Genomic DNA, 20,518 nt, shown 5'->3' on the forward strand with positions numbered 1-20,518 from the left:
GGTTTGGGCCGAGACACTGCGCCCATTCTTCATTTTACGTTTTGGAATGATGGAGTGGGTGAGATTAATGATCAATCTGCACGCTGAACAGTTAGAACAAGCCTTGCAATTACATCAGCCAAGTACAGTGCGCAGCTTGATCGACAGTATCAACCCTGCTGATTTAGCCGACTTAATGCAGCATTTAAGTCTGAAAGCACAGCTGAGTTTAATTGAACAAATTGACAGTGCTGCCTTGGTGATGGAGTTTTTACCACTGCATTTGCAACATCAAATTGCAGAGGCCATGGCACCGCAGCAATTGGTCAAACTAATTTCAGCGATGCATTCAGATGACCGCACCGACTTATTTAAGTTACTGTCACCACATTTACAGCACTTTGTCAGCTTACACATTACGGAAGAAAAACGCGCACAGATTCAGTCTTTGGCGCGGTATCCTGAAGAATCTGCGGGCGCGATTATGAGTTCGGATTTCGTGGTGCTCTCACCAGAACTGAACATGCAGCAAGCCATAGATGAATTGCGCAGAATGACCGCAGATCGGGAAACTTTATACCTGATTTATATTGTAGATGAACTGATGAAACTATTGGGGGTGATTTCTTTAAGAGAAATAATTCAAAACCCGCCTGAACAGAAAATTAAAAATGTGATGCGCACAGATTTAGTCACTGGTTTGGTCACTGAAGATCAGGAAAGTATTGCGCAAAAACTCAGCCATTATGATTTTTTGGCTTTGCCGATTGTAGATAACGCACAGCATTTACTTGGCATTGTGACTTATGATGATGCGATGGACGTGGTACAGGCAGAAACCACGGAAGACTTTTTAAAATCTAGTGCGGTCGCGTCTTCACCAGGTATGAGCATAAAAACTGCGCCAATTTTGTTTTTATATCGTAAACGTGTGTCGTGGTTGGTGATTTTGGTATTTGGTAGTTTGTTGTCAGGAATCGGCATTGCCCATTATGAAGAAATTATTGCAGCACATATTGTGCTGGTGTTTTTCATGCCACTTTTAGTCGGGAGTGGTGGTAATGCGGGCTCTCAGTCTGCAACTTTAATGGTGCGGGCACTGGCTACAGGTGATGTGCAAGTCAAAGATTGGTTGCATTTACTCGGACGCGAAAGTTTGGTAGCGCTGTGTTTGGGGGGTACGATGGCTTTTGCAGTCTCAATTTTAGGCTATTACCGTGGCGATATTATGGTGTCAGTGGTTTTAGCACTCAGTATGTTGGGCATTGTGCTGATGGGCTGTTTAATTGGCATGAGTCTACCTTTTATTTTGCATCGCATGAAACTAGACCCTGCTAGTGCCTCTGCGCCTTTGGTAACGTCGATTTGTGATGCAACTGGCGTGGTAGTGTACTTATTTATCGCCTCTCAGTTTTTACTTTAAACACTGTCGGTGATGATGACTTATTCAAGACCTCATCTTAAACTTTTTCCAATGATCAAAATTCTATTTATAAAATCATAACAGACCTGAGCAAAAAACAGCTTTATTCTCAAGTAGATTGCATTTGCCTAATGATAATTTTTCTATGCCAGAGTCTGCATCTACAAAAAAACTCAGCCAGCAAGAGGTGGTTCGCCTAGAACGCGATTTAGCCAAGTTTGCCAATATGATGGATTCTGTGGTGCGTATTCCATTTACCAAGCAGGGTGTAGGAGCAGATGCCGCATTAGGCACTGTACCTGTCGCGGGGGATGTCGCTGGTTTTGCACTGACCTGTTATGCGATTTATAAAGCCAAACAAATTGGTGTACCGCAAACTAAACTCACTCCCGTGATTAAACTTGCTGTGGTAGATGCAGTAGTTGGTTTTGTACCCATTGTCGGTACAGTATTTGATGTATTTATTCGCCCAAGCCGTAAAGCTTTAGATGTAGTGCATACGCATATCCGCGAAGAATATCAGATTCACAGCGAACATCATGTGGTGCATCCGTTTTTACATGAGCGATTGGAGCGCAAACAGCAGCAGTCGGCATTTTGGCGTAATCCAGTGGTGGCATGGCTGTGGTTACATTTGCCTGATTTGCTTGGCGTGATTTTTCTTATTTTCTTTATTTGGGCAGCATGGCTCGGTGCAAGTTGGTTGTGGCACTGGTCACAAAGTTTTGCTGTTTAAAAGAATCTGTTTAATGTCCAAAACCATCTGGCAGATCTCATTTACAGACATAAAAAAAGCTTCCCAGAGGAAGCTTTTTGGTGTCGCTGTTACAATATGTTGCTAGCAGTATTAAGGTAAATTTAATTGCTGTAAGGCTGCAACACGTTGTTCAATACTTGGGTGAGTTTGGAATAACGCTGCCAAGCTAAAACCTTCTTCTTTACCGGCAGAAATCGCAAAAGCTTTCATTTCTTTTGGCATAGCATCTGGCATTTCAGACTCTGCTTGTAAACGTAATAACGCAGAAATCATAGCTTGTTTACCTGCCAAACGTGCACCTGCTTCATCTGCACGGTATTCACGTTGACGCGAGAACCACATCACAATTGAAGACGCCAAAATACCAAAGACAATATCTAATACAATGGTAATTGCAAAGTAAGCCAAGCCTGGGGCTTCGCCATCTTCACGACCAAAGACATTACGGTCAATAAAGTCACCTGCAACACGAGCAAAGAACATAACAAATGCGTTCACAACACCTTGAATCAGTGCCAAGGTAACCATGTCACCATTGGCAACGTGACCAATTTCGTGTGCCAGTACCGCGCGTAATTCATCTTTATTCATGCGCTCAAGCAGCCCTGTAGATACAGCCACTAAAGCATCATTTTTGTTCCAACCCGTTGCAAAAGCATTAGATTGATAAGAAGGGAAAATACCCACTTCTGGCATTTTAATACCAGCACGTTGCGACAATTGTGCAACTTCATTTAATAACCACGCTTCAGCTTGGTTACGAGGGGCATTCGGGTCAATTAATTCAGTCCCAGTTGTTTTTTTCGCCATCCATTTAGACATGAATAGAGAAATTAAAGAGCCAACCATACCAAAGACAAAACAGATGACCAACAGGTTGCCTAGGTTTAAGCCTCCCGCGCCATGGTAACTACCGACACCGAAGAGTGACAAAATTATGCCAGCTACAACCAGTACCGCGAGGTTGGTTAGCAAGAACAAACCAATCCGCATCATTGAGTAAATCCTCTTATATTGAAAATGTAATCTGATTTATTAATAAACCATGCCGTAAATATGCGGTGTATGTATTAAAAATTCAAGAAAAAATAATAAAACTGTACTAAAAATATTTTGGCTGATATTGCAGTTGGCATTTCAAAAAGGCTTGCTTTGCCGCAAGCACAGATGAAGCGCTTTAGCTTTTATTCTGAAATAAAAATACGTGCCGAAGCTGTAGCATTCCCTGTCGCGTATGAACCTGCAGGTGCATCGGTAAAGCGACCATCGGCAGCCATAATAATTTGACGTTGTGGGCGTTTGTTTGCTGCGACTTGATGATTACTGGCAGTGTAATTGTCTGACTGCGCAATCACTTGGGCATTTTGACTCTGAGTATTGCTAGTATTATTTGCCGTGATCGCATTGTTGTTAGCACTTGCACTAATGCCGCTGGCATACAGGTTGCTATAACGACTGGTCACACGACGTACATAGTCCTGTGTTTCACGAAAAGGTGGTACGCCACCATATTTTGCCACATTCCCTTCGCCTGCATTATAACCCGCCAAAGCTAAAGTGGTGTTGCCGTTAAAGCGTTTGAGTAACCAAGCTAAATATTTTGCACCCGCCATAATGTTTTCTTGCGGGTCATAAGCATTGCTGACATTAAAACGCCGTGCTGTCGCAGGCATGAGCTGCATTAAACCTTGCGCACCCACTGGCGAGCGGGCGTTGACATTAAAACCTGATTCAGTATGCATCACGGCTTTAATTAGACCTTCTGAAACACCGTGTTGCTGTGCTGCTTGCTGAATAATGTGGTCAAAGGCATTTTTATTGCGGCTATAACTTGGCAATACTGATGCTTCGGAATTGCCCCAGTTGCGATAACTGTGAATATTACTGTCTGGATAATAGGTGACTTTTACTTTAGTCAGTGAACGATCTGCACTTTTACGGTTGGTCAGCAAGGTACTCCCATTGCTGTCTTTATACATATAAATTTGACCTGCGTGCGTAGTCGTTGCCAAAGGCATGATGCTGGCAGTCCCCAAAATATACAGTAAAAAGGCATTAATTTTATTGTTCATGCTGTGAATACACTAAAAGCTGTCCCTAAACAGTTAATAGGAGTTTAACAAAAATCTCACAGATGAAAAGGCTTTGTACAAATTCATTTACAGTAGTGTTGAAAAAAATCAAGCTCAATTGCTGACAGAGTAATCAAAAAAAAATATTTATTTTTTTTTAATTGGTTCAGCTTGACATGCTTAAATGCATGATTTTAAATAAAAATAAAATCGATCAAAAAACAACCAACTTAAAGAGAAGCCTTAGAATATCGGCAAGAGGGGTTGTCAAGTTGTTTTAAATCCACAAAGTTATCCACAACTTTTGTGGAAAACTGTGGAAAAGTCCAAAAGATAAGCATCTTGGCGAAAAACTGAACCTGAGGGTTCAAACTTGCCACAGAAAAAAACGATCTGCGCAGATAGAAATAAAGTGTGTAAACAGAAATGAACGCGCAGTCAGAAATTAAGTTCTTTGACGAAAAGGAAGATTGCGATGAATTTACATTCTTTTGATGCGGGATGGGTCTGAATCGGCTAAAATTGCGCGGTAATTTTTTTCATGGGTTAATCGCGTCTATGTTCTCACCAGTTGAGTCCGATCAAGGCTTTAATTTCAAACCAGAACTCCCAACCAGCTCTGCGTATTATCGTTTGTTGAAAAAGCTGCGTCGCCAAGTCGGGCATGCGATTCGTGACTTCAACATGATTGAAGATGGCGATAAAGTCATGGTGTGTATTTCTGGTGGTAAAGACAGTTATACCTTGTTGGACATTATGTTGCAGTTCAAGCGCATCGCACCCATCAATTTTGATGTGGTGGCTGTGAACTTAGACCAAAAACAACCGGGCTTCCCTGAAGATGTATTGCCGCGTTATTTAGAAGAAAATAACATCCCTTATTACATTTTAGAAAAAGATACCTATAGCATCACCAAGCGTTTAACCCCTGAAGGTAAAACTTACTGTGCAGTGTGTTCGCGTTTGCGTCGTGGTTCTTTGTATGGCTTTGCGCAGGAAATAGGGGCAACCAAAGTGGCGCTTGGGCATCACCGTGATGATATTTTGGCAACTTTTTTCTTAAACTTGTTCCATGGCGGTAGCTTGAAAGCTATGCCACCGAAGTTGTTGTCATCAGACAAGAAAAATATGCTGATTCGCCCATTGGCTTATGTGGAAGAAAAAGACATCATTAAATATGCAGAAATGCGTAAATTCCCAATTATTCCGTGTAATTTGTGTGGTTCACAGGAAAACTTACAGCGTGCGATTATTAACGACATGCTACGTGAGTGGGATAAAGCACATCCTAAGCGTTTACATAGTATTTTTGGTGCAATACAGAATGTATCGCCATCGCAGTTGGCAGACCGTGAATTGTTCGACTTTGAAGCGTTAGACAGCCAGCGCGTATTTGATTTTGCCGATCAAGCCGAACAAAACGCAGCAGAGCAAAACAAACGCATCAATATGGTCAATTTAGGCTACGCGGCAGACTAAGCGATAACATCCTGTCAATCCCTTTAAAATGTAATTAACACCAAGCCACTGCTTGGTGTTTTTTATGAATTTGATTTATTTGAGAAAGTCGTCATTTCGAATAAAAATACAAAAACTGAACGTCCCGTACAAAATTTCTTAGCCTTTCGCGAAAGGTTCATGCTATAACAATCAGCAAGCAAAAAGCTTAATAATGATGGTGTCTGGATAGACAACACACATGCACAAATATATTGAGGAAAAATCATGCCTGCTTTTTTAACTGATGATTGGTTTGCAACTGTAGAAAATTTAACGGCTCAAGCTGGTGATTTAAACCTACCTCCAGCACTTGCAAATCTGGCAATTAACTTAGTGGTGACTGATGCTGCAGGCAACACAGAGTTGTCTTTAGAGGGCGGTAAAATCCAAAAAGGTTTGGCGGACAACGCAAAAACAACTTTAAATATGGATGCGGAGACTTTACGTAAAGTATTCCTAGAGTTTGACATGGCGGCTGCTATGCAAGCATTTATGACTGGTAAAATTAAAGTTCAGGGCGATATGTCACAATTAATGGCATTACAAACTGCAAAACCAAGCCAAGAACAAAAGGATTTATTTAAGAAGATTCTTGAGCAATCTACTTAATTCAAGCGATTTGCGCTATAGCAGGCGCATTGCCCGCTATAGTACAAAAAAAGCCTAGCTGAAGTATCAACTAGGCTTTTTTATGCGCTGCAGCTTTAACAGCGCATTATTCATGTTTGAATTGCAGCTGATAAACACTGCAATTCAATTACGCTAGGCAAGTTTTAGATATTCACCAACTGCGGTGTGGTCTTAATATGCTCAAGGTAAGCGCGAATACGAGTCACGTATTGCACTGCTTGACGATAACGACCATTGCTGGCTTTGTTACTGTCTAAATATGCATACAGGTTCACCCAATTGTTCGGGTTTTTGCCTTGTGAGCGAATACGCTTCTGAATTTGACTGACTGCACCAGGACCCATGTTATAAGCGACAAGGGCATACCAGTTACGATCAGGAAACGGGATATGTTCGTAACGGCTGAGCATTTGGTCATAATACTTGGCACCGCCCTGAATACTCTGCGCAGGGTCGGTACGGTTGCTAACACCCATTGCTTTGGCTGTGTTATTGGTCAGCATCATAATACCGCGCACACCTGTTGGCGAAACTGAGTTGGGCTTAAGGTAAGATTCCTGATAACCAATTGCCGCCAAAAGATGCCAATCTAAATCATACTGCGTGGCCGTCTTTTTAAAGTTGGCTTTATATAAAGGTAAGCGATTACGCAAATCGCGCTGGATGATATCCCACGATTCTTGTTTGACCACATTACGATTATAAAATGAAGCCAATTGGCTAATGGCGCCGTTTTGCTTGCCACGACACACAAAGTTGCTTGCGGTTTGACTCAGTGGATCATCTGCGTGTTTAAATACCCAGTTCAGCTCAGTATTTAAACCATTGCGCTTTAAAGTATTTAAATCGCCGCAACTGGCTGAAAATGCCGTGAGTTGCTGCTTTTCAATGCTTTGGATACTCGAGGTGGTCATAGCAAAGTTCGCTTTACCAGAAGACACCCATTTTAATGCGGTCGCATTGTCGCTTACCGTTTTAAATTCGAGTTTCACATTCATGCTGTCGGCATAGTTACGCACTAGGTCATAACCAAAGCCATGTAAATGTTGTCCATCTTTAAACACTGTGGTTGGATTTACCACAGACACAACGGTCAATTTGTTCTGATTGACGACGCTGTCAAATTGATGAACGGCTTTGCCTGCGTTAATACTGTGAAATGGGAGAAGAGCAGTACTGAAAGCGAGGACTTTGAATGGGAGGTGATTAAAAAATGAGTGAAGGCTAAGCCTAGACCCAGACGTTGAACTACTGTGCATGTTGGCTCCGCTACAAGTAATTTATGCCCTAAAAAGCAAAGGCAACACACCTTAAACTTTTTCAAGTTTGATAAATTCAATAAGGGTTGGGCAGTCATGACGTCATTCAAAATGACTTGGGATTAAAGGGAAAATGTGTAAAATTTCTACACAGGTTAAAAAGTGATCAAAACTAAAAGATGTGCGAATAATAAAGATGAAAATTTTGGATGTCAAATTTTGTACATAAGTTTTTTGAAAAATATAACATAAGATATTAATTTTATTGAGAAATAAATTTTATAAATTTTTATTGTGTATAAAAATGCAATAAAATATACGATTGATGTTAACCAAATGTAAAAAACTGGCTGCAAAAACACCATGAAATCTAATTTAATTACACGTTCTGGACACGATAAACTCGTGGCTGAGTTACAGCATTTGTGGCATGAAGAACGCCCTGAAATCACCAAAAAAGTAAACTGGGCGGCAAGTCTCGGCGATCGCTCTGAAAATGCTGATTACCAATATAACAAACAGCTTTTGCGTAAAATTGACCGTCGGGTGCGTTATTTGGGCAAGCGTTTAGAAGAACTGCGCATTGTCGATTTTGCACCTGAACAAGAGGGTAAAGTATATTTTGGCGCATGGGTCGAAATTGAAAATGAACAAGGCGAGCAAAAGACCTTGAGAATTGTGGGCGTGGATGAAATTTATGATCATCATCCACAACATATTTCGATTGATTCACCTATGGCTCGGGCTTTGTTGTCTAAACAGGTGGATGATGAGGTGGAAGTGCAGACACCGCTGGGCAAAAAGAGCTGGTTTATTAATTCGATACGCTATGAAAAGCCTGAAATTGCAGAAAATGACTGATTTTTGATTTTATTTTGAACATTTGGATCATAATTTTTAGAAAATATTTGCCAAGCTGATTTTTTCTTTATATGATAGCCGCCATTGGAAGCGTGGCAGAGCGGTTTAATGCACCGGTCTTGAAAACCGACGAGGGTGTGAGTCCTCCGTGAGTTCGAATCTCACCGCTTCCGCCAAATATTACCAACAAAGCCCTGACATTGTCAGGGCTTTGTTGTTTTTTGGGTTTATGCAAGGTAAGCCTATAGTAAGCATAAAAATAAAACCACATAGCCTTATTGAAATTAAAAATTTTAGCTCTATTAAACTTTAAATATTAGTAAAAAGTTTTGGAATAATGAGCTTAGAATCAGAACAACAAGATTATGAAGAAAGATTAAGGTATAGACTTAAAATTCTTTCAGAACAGTTAAAAGCCGATAAAGTAAAAATCGCTTCACACCTAGCTGAAGGTTTCGAAGAGAGTTTTCGAAATATCAAATATGATGAAAGTGGCGAGATCATTTTAGAGTCTGTTGATGGGCGAATTCGTTCAATGGCTTTGGCTATAGAACATTTCGACACAAGGGAAAAATTAAAAAAAGAAATTTCTTTAGTTGAAATTCAAAAATTATATTTTGACCTGATAGAGCATAATTTTGATTTTATCTATCAACAAATGCTTAAGGCGAACTCTACGCCTCACCATATTGCGGAATTTTTATCAACAAAAGCCGATTTTGTTGACAATATGTTTGAACAAATTCCTGGTTTTATGGATGCAATTATATCATTTTGGAAACAAGTAGGTGATATAGGTTATTGGCATTTAGAAGACAATCACTCAAATCTTACTGGTGTATATGGAGGAGATTTATTTCCTACCCACGATGAAAATATTGCTTCAAAATGTGGTATTTACACGGACACAATTGTTCTACCAGATCCTTATGTACGATCACAGCATATATTTGAATTTTATCCAAAAGAGAAAGCTGTCTTTTTCTTAATAAAGCATGCTATGAATATTCTCAAATATAAAAATTTAGCATGTGTTGAAGATGGAATGCCAGTGGTTGTAATACTCCCTGATTTATCAAATTTGGAAGAGGGTGGTAAAGATTTTATCTATAACTTTTCCCAAAATGATGCATTAATTCATGGTAGTAAATTATTCGGTCAAAATTTTGAGAGTATTGAGGAATTTAATGAGTTTTGTTTAAGCCTTAATACTGTAGAAAAAACAATTCGAGCAATTAAAGATAAGAATAGGGTCTTATTTGATACAAATTGGAAAGGTTCTTTAGAGGAACAAATAAATAGGGCTTTAAATGGAGATGAGCTAAAAGCTCTTAATAGAACAGAGCCAGGTTTGTTACTCCAAATGCAAGCTGTTGGCAGAATGTCGGTGAGTAATGAATTATTACTCAAAGCACGACAGCTTTCAGGAACCCCAATTATTGAAGCTGAAACATCGTGGCAATATTTTAACTGGAAATTAGAATATGATGCCGATAAGGCTCAAGAATATTACGGTTCTGAAAATTTGCACATAATGAAAGGACTAACAGATTTATCTCAAACGGATTTACCTTGGTTAGGCAATATTCCTCCAGAATCATTGTTGGAGCTTAGAAAGCAAGGAGCTTTAGAAGAAATCCGCAATATTTTAGGAAATAATATCAAGGAATTAGTAGAAACTAATCCTACTAATTGTTTTAGAACTAGAGATCAAATATTAGAAAATATTGAGCAAAGTTTTGATAAACATCGTAAAAAACTTGATGAGTTGAAAGCTAAAAATTGGAAATTTGCTGGATTCGATATTGGATCTTGGATTGTTTCTGGAGGAATAGAAATAGGGGCAGCTTTAACTGGAACACCTACATGGGGATTAGCAGTATTAGCAGCTGATCAATTACTTGATGCTCCTAAATTGAGAGAAATACCTGAAAGATTTCGTGATTTGGTTGATCAGAATAAACAAGTTAAGCAATCTCCAGTTGGAATGCTTTTCAAGGTAAGTAAAAAGTTGATTAATTAATTCCTAGTATCGTCAATTAATTGTTGTTGATGTAATACAGCAATCGCTTCCCATTCATCATAAGACAAAATAGGCGGAAAAGCGGCTACTAACAACTAAATAGTAGTCGCTTTGTTCTTTCTATGGGTTTCGTTTAGCTGAATACCTTTCCCATAGAGGTGAGAAAACACCTTTAACAGTCAAATTACTCAACAAATTTAGATTAAGTAACGAACTGTCCCATTAAACAAAAAGCCAGTGAATTTTACAATTCACTGGCTTTTGCAATGACATTATATAGCGCATGGGCCGATGAACTACCCATGCAGCGCAAAGCAATTAATTAATCGAATCATCCAAGTTTGGAGCTAACCAACGCTTCGCTTCATCTAAACTCCAGCCTTTACGCTGTGCGTAATCTTCAAGCTGATCTAACGAGATTTTACCTGCGTTAAAGTACTCAGAAGCAGGGTTAGCATAGTAGAAGCCGCTCACAGATGAAGGCGGCCACATCGCAAAGCTGCTGGTCAGCTGTGTGCCAATCTTTTCAGTTGAACCTAACCAGTTAAACAGTGTCGCTTTTTCAGAGTGTTCAGGGCAAGCAGGGTAGCCTGGTGCAGGACGAATCCCCACATATTTCTCTTTAATTAGCTCTTCATTGCTCAGTTGCTCATTCGGTTGATAGCCCCAGAATTCTTTACGAATACGCTCATGCAAATGCTCTGCAAACGCTTCTGCAAAACGGTCACCCAATGACTGCACCAAAATGGCAGAATAATCATCCCCTTTGGCTTTAAACTCATTGGCCATTTCCTCTGCACCAAAAATCGACACGGTAAAGCCGCCCAAGTAATCTTGCCCTTGCTCTGCAGTTGCAACAAAGTCTGCCAAAGACAAGTTTGGTTTGCCTGTGACTTTGTCTGATTGTTGACGAATATGATGGAAAGTGTGTGTTACTTGATTACGTGCTGCATCATATACTTGTACTGAATCTGCCGCAGAACGGTTGGCAGGGTAAATCCCAAAGACTGCACGTGCATCAAAGCGATTGTTTTCAATAATATCTTTGAGCATGGCTTGCGCTTGGTTATATAAGTCGGTTGCAGCTTCGCCCACCACTTCATCTTCCAGAATTTTCGGAAATTTGCCCGCCAAACTCCAAGAAATAAAGAATGGTGTCCAATCAAAGTATGGCAACAAGGTTTCAAGTGGATAATTAGTCAGCACTTGAGTCCCAATTAAGTTTGGTACTGCGGGCGTATAGTTGTCCCAATCAATTTTCAAACCATTGTCGATGGCTTCCGCATACGACAATTTCGCGGCTTTAGGCTGTTTATTGGCAATACGTTCACGAATTTTAGCGTATTCCTCACGGTGCTCTGCAACAAAAGCAGGTTTCATTTCAGGAGAGAGTAAGGTTGTCGCAACACCAACGGCACGCGAAGCGTCGGCAACGTAAATGACGGCATCGTTTGAGAACTGTGGATCAATTTTAACCGCAGTATGTGCTTTAGATGTGGTTGCGCCACCAATCAACAATGGAATGTTAAAGCCTTTACGCTGCATTTCTTTAGCAACAAAAACCATTTCGTCTAATGATGGGGTAATCAGACCAGACAAGCCAATAATATCGACTTTTTCATCAATAGCCGTTTGCAAGATTTTCTCTGCAGGTACCATCACGCCTAAATCGACAATATCATAACCATTACAGCCCAAGACCACGCCAACAATGTTTTTACCAATGTCATGTACATCGCCTTTCACCGTTGCCATTAAGACTTTACCTTTAGACTGACCTGCGGTTTTTTCAGCTTCGATGTACGGGTTGAGCCATGCAACGGCTTGTTTCATTACACGCGCAGATTTCACCACTTGTGGCAGGAACATTTTACCTGCACCAAACAAATCACCGACCACGTTCATGCCATCCATTAACGGGCCTTCAATCACATCTAATGGACGTTTGGCTTTTAAGCGTGCTTCTTCGGTGTCTTCATTAATAAAGGTGGTGATGCCTTTCACTAAAGCGTATTCAAGACGCTTTTCAACAGATTCGTTTCGCCATTCCAAGTTTTCTTCGGCTTTTTGTGCACCTGACTGACCACGGTATTTTTCTGCTACTTCGAGTAGTTTTTCTGTGGCATCCTGACCGCTTTCGCCTTGGTTTTGGTTCAGAATAACTGCTTCAACCGCATCTTTTAATTCTTTCGGGATGTCATCGTAAATGGCTAGCTGACCGGCATTCACAATGCCCATGGTCAGGCCTTGCTGAATAGCGTGATATAGGAATACCGCGTGAATGGCTTCACGTACAGGTTCGTTACCACGGAAGGAGAACGACACGTTAGATACACCGCCAGAAATCATGGCATGTGGCAGGTTTTGTTTAATCCAGCCCGTAGCTTCAATAAAATCGACGGCGTAGTTATTGTGTTCTTCAATACCTGTCGCAACAGCAAACACGTTCGGGTCAAAAATAATGTCTTCGGCAGGGAAACCAACATCATTGACCAAGACATCATAAGAGCGTTTACAAATTTCGCGTTTACGTGCTGCAGTGTCGGCTTGTCCGACTTCGTCAAAGGCCATAACAATAACTGCTGCGCCGTATTGGCGGCAGAGGCGGGCTTTTTCGACAAACTCGTCATAGCCTTCTTTTAGGGAAATAGAGTTGACAATGGCTTTGCCTTGTACACATTTCAAGCCTGCTTCAATGATTTCCCATTTAGAGGAGTCAATCATGATGGGTACGCGAGAAATATCTGGCTCAGATGCTACCAAGTTCAAAAAGTGCACCATTGCACCTTCTGAATCGAGCATGCCTTCATCCATGTTGATGTCGATGATTTGTGCGCCGCTTTCTACCTGTTGACGTGCGACATCTAAGGCTTCGGCAAAGTTTTCTTCACGAATTAAACGCAGGAATTTTTTAGAACCTGTAACGTTGGTACGTTCGCCCACGTTTACAAATAAAGAATCATCATAAATGTTAAATGGTTCTAAACCACTTAAACGGCAAGCAGGTTTAATCTCTGGAATTTTACGTGGTGGAATGTCTTTTACTGCATTGTAAATCGCGCGAATATGATCAGGCGTTGTACCACAGCAACCGCCTGTAATATTGATCAAGCCACTTTCAGCAAACTCTTTGAGGAACGCTGCAGTTTCTTCAGGCGTTTCGTCATAGCCACCAAATGCGTTGGGTAAGCCTGCGTTCGGGTGCGCAGAAACAAATACATCGGCAACGTCTGAAACGGTTTTGACGTGTGGACGCATGGCATCTGCACCCAAGGCACAGTTAAAACCAATTGAAAGTAAATCGCCATGACGTACCGAGTTCCAGAAAGCTTCTGCAGTTTGACCCGTTAAGGTACGTCCTGAAGCATCGGTAATGGTACCTGAAATCATTAACGGCAATTCACGCCCGAGCTGTTTAAACACTTCTTTCACTGCAAAAATCGCGGCTTTACAGTTTAAGGTGTCAAATACAGTTTCAATGAGCAGAATATCTGCGCCACCTTCAATTAAGGCAAGCGCAGCTTCAATATAGTTTTCTTTGAGCGCATCAAATGTAATGTTACGAAATGCAGGGTCGTTTACATTCGGTGAAATTGAACAGGTACGTGATGTAGGCCCAAGTACACCTGCCACAAAACGTGGTTTGTCTGGCGTTGAATATTTTTTGCAGGCTGCTTTGGCTAAACGGGCTGCTTCACGGTTAATTTCTGGAACCAAATCTTCCATGTGATAGTCAGACATGGAAACGCGCGTGCCGTTAAAGCTATTGGTTTCGATAATATCTGCGCCCGCATCTAAATAGGCTTCATGAATGTCTTGAATAATTTGCGGTTGAGTCAGTACCAATAAATCGTTGTTGCCTTTGAGGTCATGTGCCCAATCTGCAAAACGTTCACCACGATAATCGGCTTCTTCCAATTGATGGCGTTGAATCATAGTACCCATAGCACCATCGATAATTAAAATTCTTTGGGCAAGAAGCGCTTTCAGGGTGGTAAGCGTGGACATAAAAAACCCTTTATGACTGAATCCGAAATGAGCGCTATTTTAGCAGAATTCGCAAGGCTTTCGTGCACTTGAAGCGACCAGAGCGAGTGTAAGTCGTAAAAATAGTGCATAAAGCGGTATTTTTAGAATTTTGCTGTAGGTTTTGATCCCAAATAAAAGCAGTGATGAGGAACATTCTAATTTTAATTTTCTTTGATGCGTCATCGCTTTGTCATATAGCTCAGGCAAAATTGGCTCACGGTAAATTTTGTCTGAACTTTTAGACAAATATGACAACCGTGTAACAATCTAAATTTGAGAGAATGGCGTAAGGAAAGTAGGTTTGTTTATTCTAAGTGTTTAAATTTAAATATTTATTTTATTTTTATGCACAAAAAACACAGCTTAAAGTATGAAAATAAAGTATGAAAGTTGCTTTATATAGCAGCTCTTTGTCATATAATTGTCACAATTTAATTGAACAATAAGGGGATTTTAAATCCTCTTTTCTGCTTGCATGAATTCTAAACCAACTCCTGTAGATTCAGCGCACAAGTCGACCACTAAATCGACCAATGTTCATGTGCCTACACCGAAATTTTTTATGCCGGTGTTTTTAACGATCATCGTTTCTACCCTTATTTATATTGGTTTCCAATTGTCTGCGGACTTATCCCACGTACCTGCGTTAAGCATGTACTCGGTGATTTTATTGGCTACTGCTTTATTCATTGCCTTAGGCTTTGAATTTGTGAATGGTTTCCATGACACAGCCAACGCTGTGGCAACGGTCATTTATACCAATGCCTTGTCTGCACCTGTGGCAGTAATGTGGGCGGGTTTCTGTAACTTCCTTGGGGTGATGGTCGCCAGTGGCGCAGTTGCCTACGGTATTATTGCCTTGCTTCCAGTCGAACTGATTATGAATGTCGGTTCAGGCGCAGGCTTTGCCATGGTGTTTGCCATGTTGATAGCCGCAATTGTCTGGAACTTGGGAACGTGGTTCTTCGGTATTCCTGCTTCAAGTTCACACACTTTAATCGGTTCGATTTTAGGTGTGGGGATTATGAACTACTTGCTTAACTCAGGTGCAGGTGCTAGTGGCGTAGACATGGAACAAGTCATGAAAGTCGGTAAGGCTTTATTGTTCTCGCCATTAATTGGTTTTGCCTTTGCTGCGATTTTGTTCCTCTTGGTGAAAAAAATCTTCAAGAAACAAATGGAGTTATTCCAGCCACCTGAAGGTAATAAACCTCCACCACCACTGATTCGTGCCATTCTCATTTTTACCTGTACTGGGGTAAGCTTTGCGCACGGTTCAAATGATGGTCAAAAAGGCATGGGTTTAATCATGTTGATTTTGATCGGGATTGTGCCGTTGGCGTACTCATTAAATAAAGAGTTAGGTCAAAACCACATTCAATCGTTCCAGCAGCTTTCAACGCAAACGGCTGATGTGATTTATCCACAACATGCCGATATGCCAGATGAAAAAGCGCGTCAGATTATTACTAGTTATATTCAGACCAAAGAAATTACTCCTGAAGTCGTACCTGCTTTGGCAAGCTTAACCGACCATTTGGGTGAGCGTGTGGGGCAATATGGCAACTTAAAAGACGTCCCTGAAGCTGAAGTGGCAGAAATGCGTAACGATATGTATTTAAGCACCACCTCGTTCAAGCGTTTAGACAAAGCCAATGCCTTGCCTGAAATGTCGGAAGAACAGAAGAAAGTGGTTAAAAGCTACCGTAGCCATTTAGATTCGTTCTTACAATACATTCCAACTTGGGTCAAAGTTGCCGTTGCCTTAGCACTAGGCTTGGGTACGATGGTCGGCTGGAAACGTATTGTGGTGACCGTTGGCGAACGTATTGGTAAGCAGCACATGACTTATGGTCAGGGTATGTCTGCCGAGCTTGTGGCCATGTCAACGATTGCTGCTGCAGATGGTTTAGGGATGCCAGTTTCGACTACGCATGTACTGAACAGCGCGGTGGCAGGTACGATGGTGGCAAATAAATCAGGTCTGAATTTCCAGATGGTTCGTACAATTCTTTCTGCTTGGATTTTCACTCTACCTGCAACAATTTGTTTATCGGGTAGCTTGTTCTGGTTGTTCTTAAAAGTGTTTTAATCCATTCAGAACTTTTTGAGTGGTTGAAAAAAGCGCTGTGATGATACAGCGCTTTTTTATACCTGCAGATCAGTCTAGAGAAATATTTGCAGGCAAGTTTTTGAATAGATAGATTAGCGGTTTACATTACTTTTTAAATTTTTGGATGACTTTGTCCAGCGGTAATTTCTCTGCAGCAAAGCCATAGAGTGCAGCAAAAGGCAAGGCAGTTCGTGCCAAATACGCCACGCGCCATAATCCACCGTGGTTTGCACCTTTCATCATTAATTCGAGCGGATGATCAAGTTTCACTTCGGGATTGGCTGCCGAGTCTGGATTTCGTAGGTCATGAATCCATAACGCAGCCATAATCGCATTGGTGGTTTCAGGGCTAAATGCGTCAACATCAAACAAACTTGCGCCACTAAATGCTGCTTTGAGTAATGGATTTTTGGTCACAGAGTGTGTGGTGGTCGAAGGTGCAATATTGATGCTGACATGCTGTCCTTGATGACGGGCTAAAATTGCACGCCATTGCTGGATGCGTTTTGCCAAAGCATAGTTTGGTCCTTGTTCAACCACTAAACAGTCGGCAATACCATAATGTTGACCATTGTCTGAAGCAATCAAATGGTGCAGATTCTTTTGAAAAAAATGGCTGCGTGAAAGGGTTTCAATACTTTTGGTGAGTAGCTTTTGCCCTTGCGAACGCTGCTGAAATTTCTCTGCTGATGCACTAATCACTTCTTCAGGAACAGCATAAACATCGGTTGGGGTACACATAAACATAAGGCTGCTGTCAGCTTTATGTTCGCTGACATATTGCATAATGGCATCCATCGCCATCGCAACACGCACGTGTTTTTCACCATCTAAATAGGCAATGGCTGCTAAATCTAGCGTTTCAGATTTTTGGGCTAACCAATGTGCAATTTCTGGGGTTTGTGTGAGCAGATTTGCACCCAATTGTTCTGTTAAAATATCAAATGGAGTATCTGCCGCGAGTTGTGTTGTACTTGGTGCGTATAAGGTAGCATTGCCTTGTTGCACAGTGTTTAGAATTTTATTCCACACACGGCTGTTTGGTAAATCGACTGCAATAATATTGCCTTTCCATTTGGCTAGCCATGTGAGTGGACCTGCTTCTGATGCTGCACCAAATAGCACCATATTACGGTCAGACAAATCAAACCATTCGGGATGCGCTACTGCTGCATTTAACGCTTCGGCATGACTAGGTTCAATAATGCCTGCTGCGAGCCAAATTGCAATTTGATCTAGCAGAGCTTGACCTTGTAACTTTTTCCCACGATACGGTACATACCATTCGGGTGCTGCTTGGCTGCTGCCTTGTAATTTAAAGGTATGTAAAGTTTCAGTAGGCAAGTGCATGACATCTTTCAGCACATATTTTTGCTCATGACGATAAAACTCAAAACTTTGATGGGCTTTTCTTAAACCATCTTCTGCAATTTGAATGGCGTTACCTTGTTCACGAATACCGTTTGTTACGAGGGCTTTAAAGTATTTTGGATAGTGCTTACGCCAGTTTTTTTCTGCCAAAGCATCAACTGAGCTTTGATGATCGACTGTGGCTAAGGCTTCGGCAATAATTTGCTTGCCCATGCTTGAGGTGCTGGGTTTATGTTTTTTTGGATGAATTGGGAACTGTAAGCCATCGTAAGAAGTGGACATGCAAAAACTCGCAAAATAAAATGAAATTAATATACAGATGTATACATTATCTATGCCAAGTTACGATATGGGGTAGCAAAAACTACCAAAATTGAGTGAAATTTGAATAAAAAAACCTTTACGCAGCGTAAAGGTTTTTAATATGAATGAGATGTTATAGAGGTTTAAAGATCAGTGTTTTAATGTCTATGTTTGAATCATAAATGAGTCTGATGCTGTATCAGTAATGTTTTATTCACTCAGACAGACCAACAGCTTAACAGCGTCCTTTTTTCGCCTGACCTGGAGGACAAAAATCACCATCACCATGCGGATGTTGGTGTGGATAATAACCTTTCGGATAAATTGTGCGGTCAGGATCAATCACCACACTGCCTTCAGGGGTATGTACGGCACAGGCGCTTAATCCTAAACTAAATAACAGGGCGCTTAGAAGTGCAAATTTTTTCATGGCTGACTCCTGATTGCTTGATAGTTTTAGTCTTTATATTTTTAGTATAAGTGCTTGTCGAGTAACAGCATGTTATTTGTTGTGTGTTTTATGCTGTATTGAATCATTCAGATGCTTTCATCAATCAAAAATACGTATCAGCAGTTCATAAAATGGTGATTGAAAGTCGCTTTTCCCAATGAGAGAGGCTGAAGATAAGAAGCTATAAATGATGGTTTTAAGAGGATTTATGAAAGCAGTCTATTGAAGGATTTGAAAATTATTAAAAGTAGCAACGACTTAGTTGTATATGTACTAAGCCGTTATAGTTTGAAAAGTTAAAACGGCAGTTGCGCAAGTTTATTCAGGAAGTGAGGTAAGATGCGCGGTTCAATTAAAATAGTCACAATCACACCATACGCCGCACCCCATAAATGCGCACTATGATTAATATTGGAATTACCACGTTTACCCGACCAAATGCTATACGCCACATACAGCACCGCAAAAATAATGGCAGGCACAGGAATAAAGAACACAAAAATCAGCTTCCATGGCTCAAACAAAATATAGGCAAACAACACTGCAGATACAGCGCCTGATGCACCTAAGCTAGCCCAACGATGGTCATTTTTATGCTTTAAATAACTTGGAATAATCGCGGCAATCAAACCACCCAAATAAAATAAAACAAAACCTAAATCATAGATGTATTGGCGATAAAAACTTTCAATAATGCTACCAAAGAAAAACAGGGTAATCATATTGAACAGCAAATGAGCACCATCGGCATGCACAAAACCATGGGTAATGAAGCGGTCATATTGTCCGCGTTGCATTGCAGGCGGCCAAAAGATCAGGCGATTCATTAATTCTTGTTTAGAAAATGCCAACATAGACACGATGACCGTAATAATGATAATGGTCACGGTATGATTAAAAGGTAAATCGAGCATAAACGCCTATTCTTTTACTTGAATTCTGCTGTAATAATGCATCAAAACTGAGTTTGAGTCGAACTTTAGGAATAAATCCGACAATTTTGGTTGATTTTTTTTTATTCCCCCGCATCTTAAGTTAAAATAGCCACTTCAGCTTGAGGAAATTATTGTTATGTCGACTGAGAACAGCAGCACAGCAGTTGTAGATGAAATTCCAAACTTATTGATTACGCCAACTGCTCAAGAGTATTTAAAGGATTTATTGGCAAAGCAAAATACACCAGGTATTGGTGTGCGTGTTTTTGTAGAAAATCCTGGTACACCGCGTGCTGAATGTTGCATGGCTTATAGTGCGCCCGATGAAGTTGTGCCTACAGACTACAAACAGGAATATCCAGACTTTCCTGCATTTATTGATACGCCGTCTATTCCGTATTTATTGGATGCCGTAATTGACTACAATAAAGACCGATTTGGTGGTCAATTGACTTTCCGTGCACCTAACTCAAAAGTGCCACGAGTAGGTCCAGATGCTTCGTTAGAAGAACGCATTACTTATGTTTTACAGTCTGAAATTAACCCAGGTTTAGCAGGGCATGGCGGAAACTGTGCTTTGGTTGAAGTGGTGGAAGATGAAGAACATGGCTTAACTGCAGTATTGAAATTTGGTGGCGGTTGCCAAGGATGTTCAGCGATTGATGTGACTTTAAAGCAAGGTGTTGAAACGACCTTAAAACAACACGTACCTGAATTGATGCGTGTGGTGGATCAGACTGACCACAGTCAATCTGAAGGTGCCTATTTTAAATAAGTTCTAAGCTTGGCTTAAAAATAACCTCCTAAATTTT

Annotated in this window: 15 protein-coding genes and 1 tRNA gene; 9 read left to right on the plus strand and 7 right to left on the minus strand. The window is 40.8% G+C overall.

All coding sequences use genetic code 11. The annotated features are described in order from the left end of the window. The first annotated feature begins 67 nt into the window (after nt 1-67). A complete protein-coding gene (gene mgtE, locus LZP46_RS04140) occupies nt 68-1,402 on the plus strand; it encodes a magnesium transporter (protein WP_236094768.1) in 1,335 nt (444 codons plus the stop codon). 145 nt (nt 1,403-1,547) lie between these two features. Then, nucleotides 1,548-2,138 carry a DUF4112 domain-containing protein gene (locus LZP46_RS04145; RefSeq protein WP_236094770.1) on the plus strand — a complete coding sequence of 197 codons (591 nt, stop codon included), beginning with the start codon at nt 1,548-1,550 and terminating at the stop codon, nt 2,136-2,138. A gap of 111 nt (nt 2,139-2,249) precedes the next feature. Here LZP46_RS04145 and htpX read toward each other — a convergent pair whose 3' ends face one another. Both htpX and LZP46_RS04155 read right to left on the minus strand, forming a co-directional pair. Further along, a complete protein-coding gene (gene htpX / locus LZP46_RS04150; RefSeq protein WP_004972117.1) occupies nt 2,250-3,155 on the minus strand; it encodes a protease HtpX in 906 nt (301 codons plus the stop codon). A gap of 188 nt (nt 3,156-3,343) precedes the next feature. Beyond that, the gene (locus tag LZP46_RS04155) at nt 3,344-4,231 is read right to left on the minus strand and encodes a lytic transglycosylase domain-containing protein (protein ID WP_236094772.1); all 888 of its coding nucleotides are present in this window, start codon (nt 4,229-4,231) and stop codon (nt 3,344-3,346) included. Nucleotides 4,232-4,789: 558 nt separating this feature from the next. On the opposite strand from LZP46_RS04155, the gene ttcA reads away from it, so the two are divergent. Then, the gene (gene ttcA / locus LZP46_RS04160) at nt 4,790-5,710 is read left to right on the plus strand and encodes a tRNA 2-thiocytidine(32) synthetase TtcA (protein ID WP_230244067.1); all 921 of its coding nucleotides are present in this window, start codon (nt 4,790-4,792) and stop codon (nt 5,708-5,710) included. A 246-nt stretch (nt 5,711-5,956) separates the two neighbouring features. Beyond that, nucleotides 5,957-6,340 carry an SCP2 sterol-binding domain-containing protein gene (locus LZP46_RS04165; RefSeq protein WP_230244068.1) on the plus strand — a complete coding sequence of 128 codons (384 nt, stop codon included), beginning with the start codon at nt 5,957-5,959 and terminating at the stop codon, nt 6,338-6,340. Nucleotides 6,341-6,504: 164 nt separating this feature from the next. On the opposite strand, the gene LZP46_RS04170 is transcribed toward LZP46_RS04165, so the two are convergent. After that, entirely contained in the window at nt 6,505-7,620 is a 1,116-nt protein-coding gene (locus tag LZP46_RS04170; RefSeq protein ID WP_230244069.1) for a transglycosylase SLT domain-containing protein, read from the minus strand. A 363-nt stretch (nt 7,621-7,983) separates the two neighbouring features. Here LZP46_RS04170 and greB point away from each other — a divergent pair, with 363 nt between their 5' ends. From greB to LZP46_RS04185, 3 genes are all read left to right on the plus strand, one after another. Beyond that, complete coding sequence (greB, locus tag LZP46_RS04175) at nt 7,984-8,481, plus strand: transcription elongation factor GreB (protein WP_004972106.1); 498 nt, start codon at nt 7,984-7,986, stop codon at nt 8,479-8,481. An 86-nt stretch (nt 8,482-8,567) separates the two neighbouring features. Continuing rightward, nucleotides 8,568-8,657 (plus strand) — tRNA-Ser (locus LZP46_RS04180). Nucleotides 8,658-8,818: 161 nt separating this feature from the next. Next, nucleotides 8,819-10,504: a hypothetical protein gene (locus LZP46_RS04185; protein WP_154320950.1), complete on the plus strand. Its 1,686-nt coding sequence runs from the start codon at nt 8,819-8,821 to the stop codon at nt 10,502-10,504. A 318-nt stretch (nt 10,505-10,822) separates the two neighbouring features. Here LZP46_RS04185 and metH read toward each other — a convergent pair whose 3' ends face one another. Then, nucleotides 10,823-14,512 carry a methionine synthase gene (gene metH / locus LZP46_RS04190; RefSeq protein ID WP_236094775.1) on the minus strand — a complete coding sequence of 1,230 codons (3,690 nt, stop codon included), beginning with the start codon at nt 14,510-14,512 and terminating at the stop codon, nt 10,823-10,825. 496 nt (nt 14,513-15,008) lie between these two features. On the opposite strand from metH, the gene LZP46_RS04195 reads away from it, so the two are divergent. Further along, nucleotides 15,009-16,625, plus strand: coding sequence for an inorganic phosphate transporter (locus LZP46_RS04195; protein WP_236094776.1), 1,617 nt, complete (start codon nt 15,009-15,011; stop codon nt 16,623-16,625). A gap of 126 nt (nt 16,626-16,751) precedes the next feature. Here LZP46_RS04195 and LZP46_RS04200 read toward each other — a convergent pair whose 3' ends face one another. From LZP46_RS04200 to LZP46_RS04210, 3 genes are all read right to left on the minus strand, one after another. Further along, nucleotides 16,752-18,299, minus strand: a complete 1,548-nt coding sequence (locus LZP46_RS04200; protein ID WP_236094777.1) for a hypothetical protein — start codon at nt 18,297-18,299, stop codon at nt 16,752-16,754. Nucleotides 18,300-18,555: 256 nt separating this feature from the next. Then, on the minus strand, nt 18,556-18,750 hold the full coding sequence (locus tag LZP46_RS04205) for a hypothetical protein (RefSeq protein WP_230244075.1): 195 nt from the start codon (nt 18,748-18,750) through the stop codon (nt 18,556-18,558). A 317-nt stretch (nt 18,751-19,067) separates the two neighbouring features. Continuing rightward, nucleotides 19,068-19,685: a rhomboid family intramembrane serine protease gene (locus LZP46_RS04210; protein WP_230244076.1), complete on the minus strand. Its 618-nt coding sequence runs from the start codon at nt 19,683-19,685 to the stop codon at nt 19,068-19,070. 157 nt (nt 19,686-19,842) lie between these two features. Here LZP46_RS04210 and nfuA point away from each other — a divergent pair, with 157 nt between their 5' ends. Next, nucleotides 19,843-20,481 (plus strand): Fe-S biogenesis protein NfuA, encoded by a 639-nt coding sequence (gene nfuA / locus LZP46_RS04215; protein ID WP_019837467.1) that lies wholly within the window; start codon nt 19,843-19,845, stop codon nt 20,479-20,481. Nucleotides 20,482-20,518 lie beyond the last annotated feature (37 nt).

The sequence above is a fragment of the Acinetobacter sp. SCLZS86 genome (assembly GCF_021560715.1).
Classification (GTDB): domain Bacteria; phylum Pseudomonadota; class Gammaproteobacteria; order Pseudomonadales; family Moraxellaceae; genus Acinetobacter; species Acinetobacter towneri_A.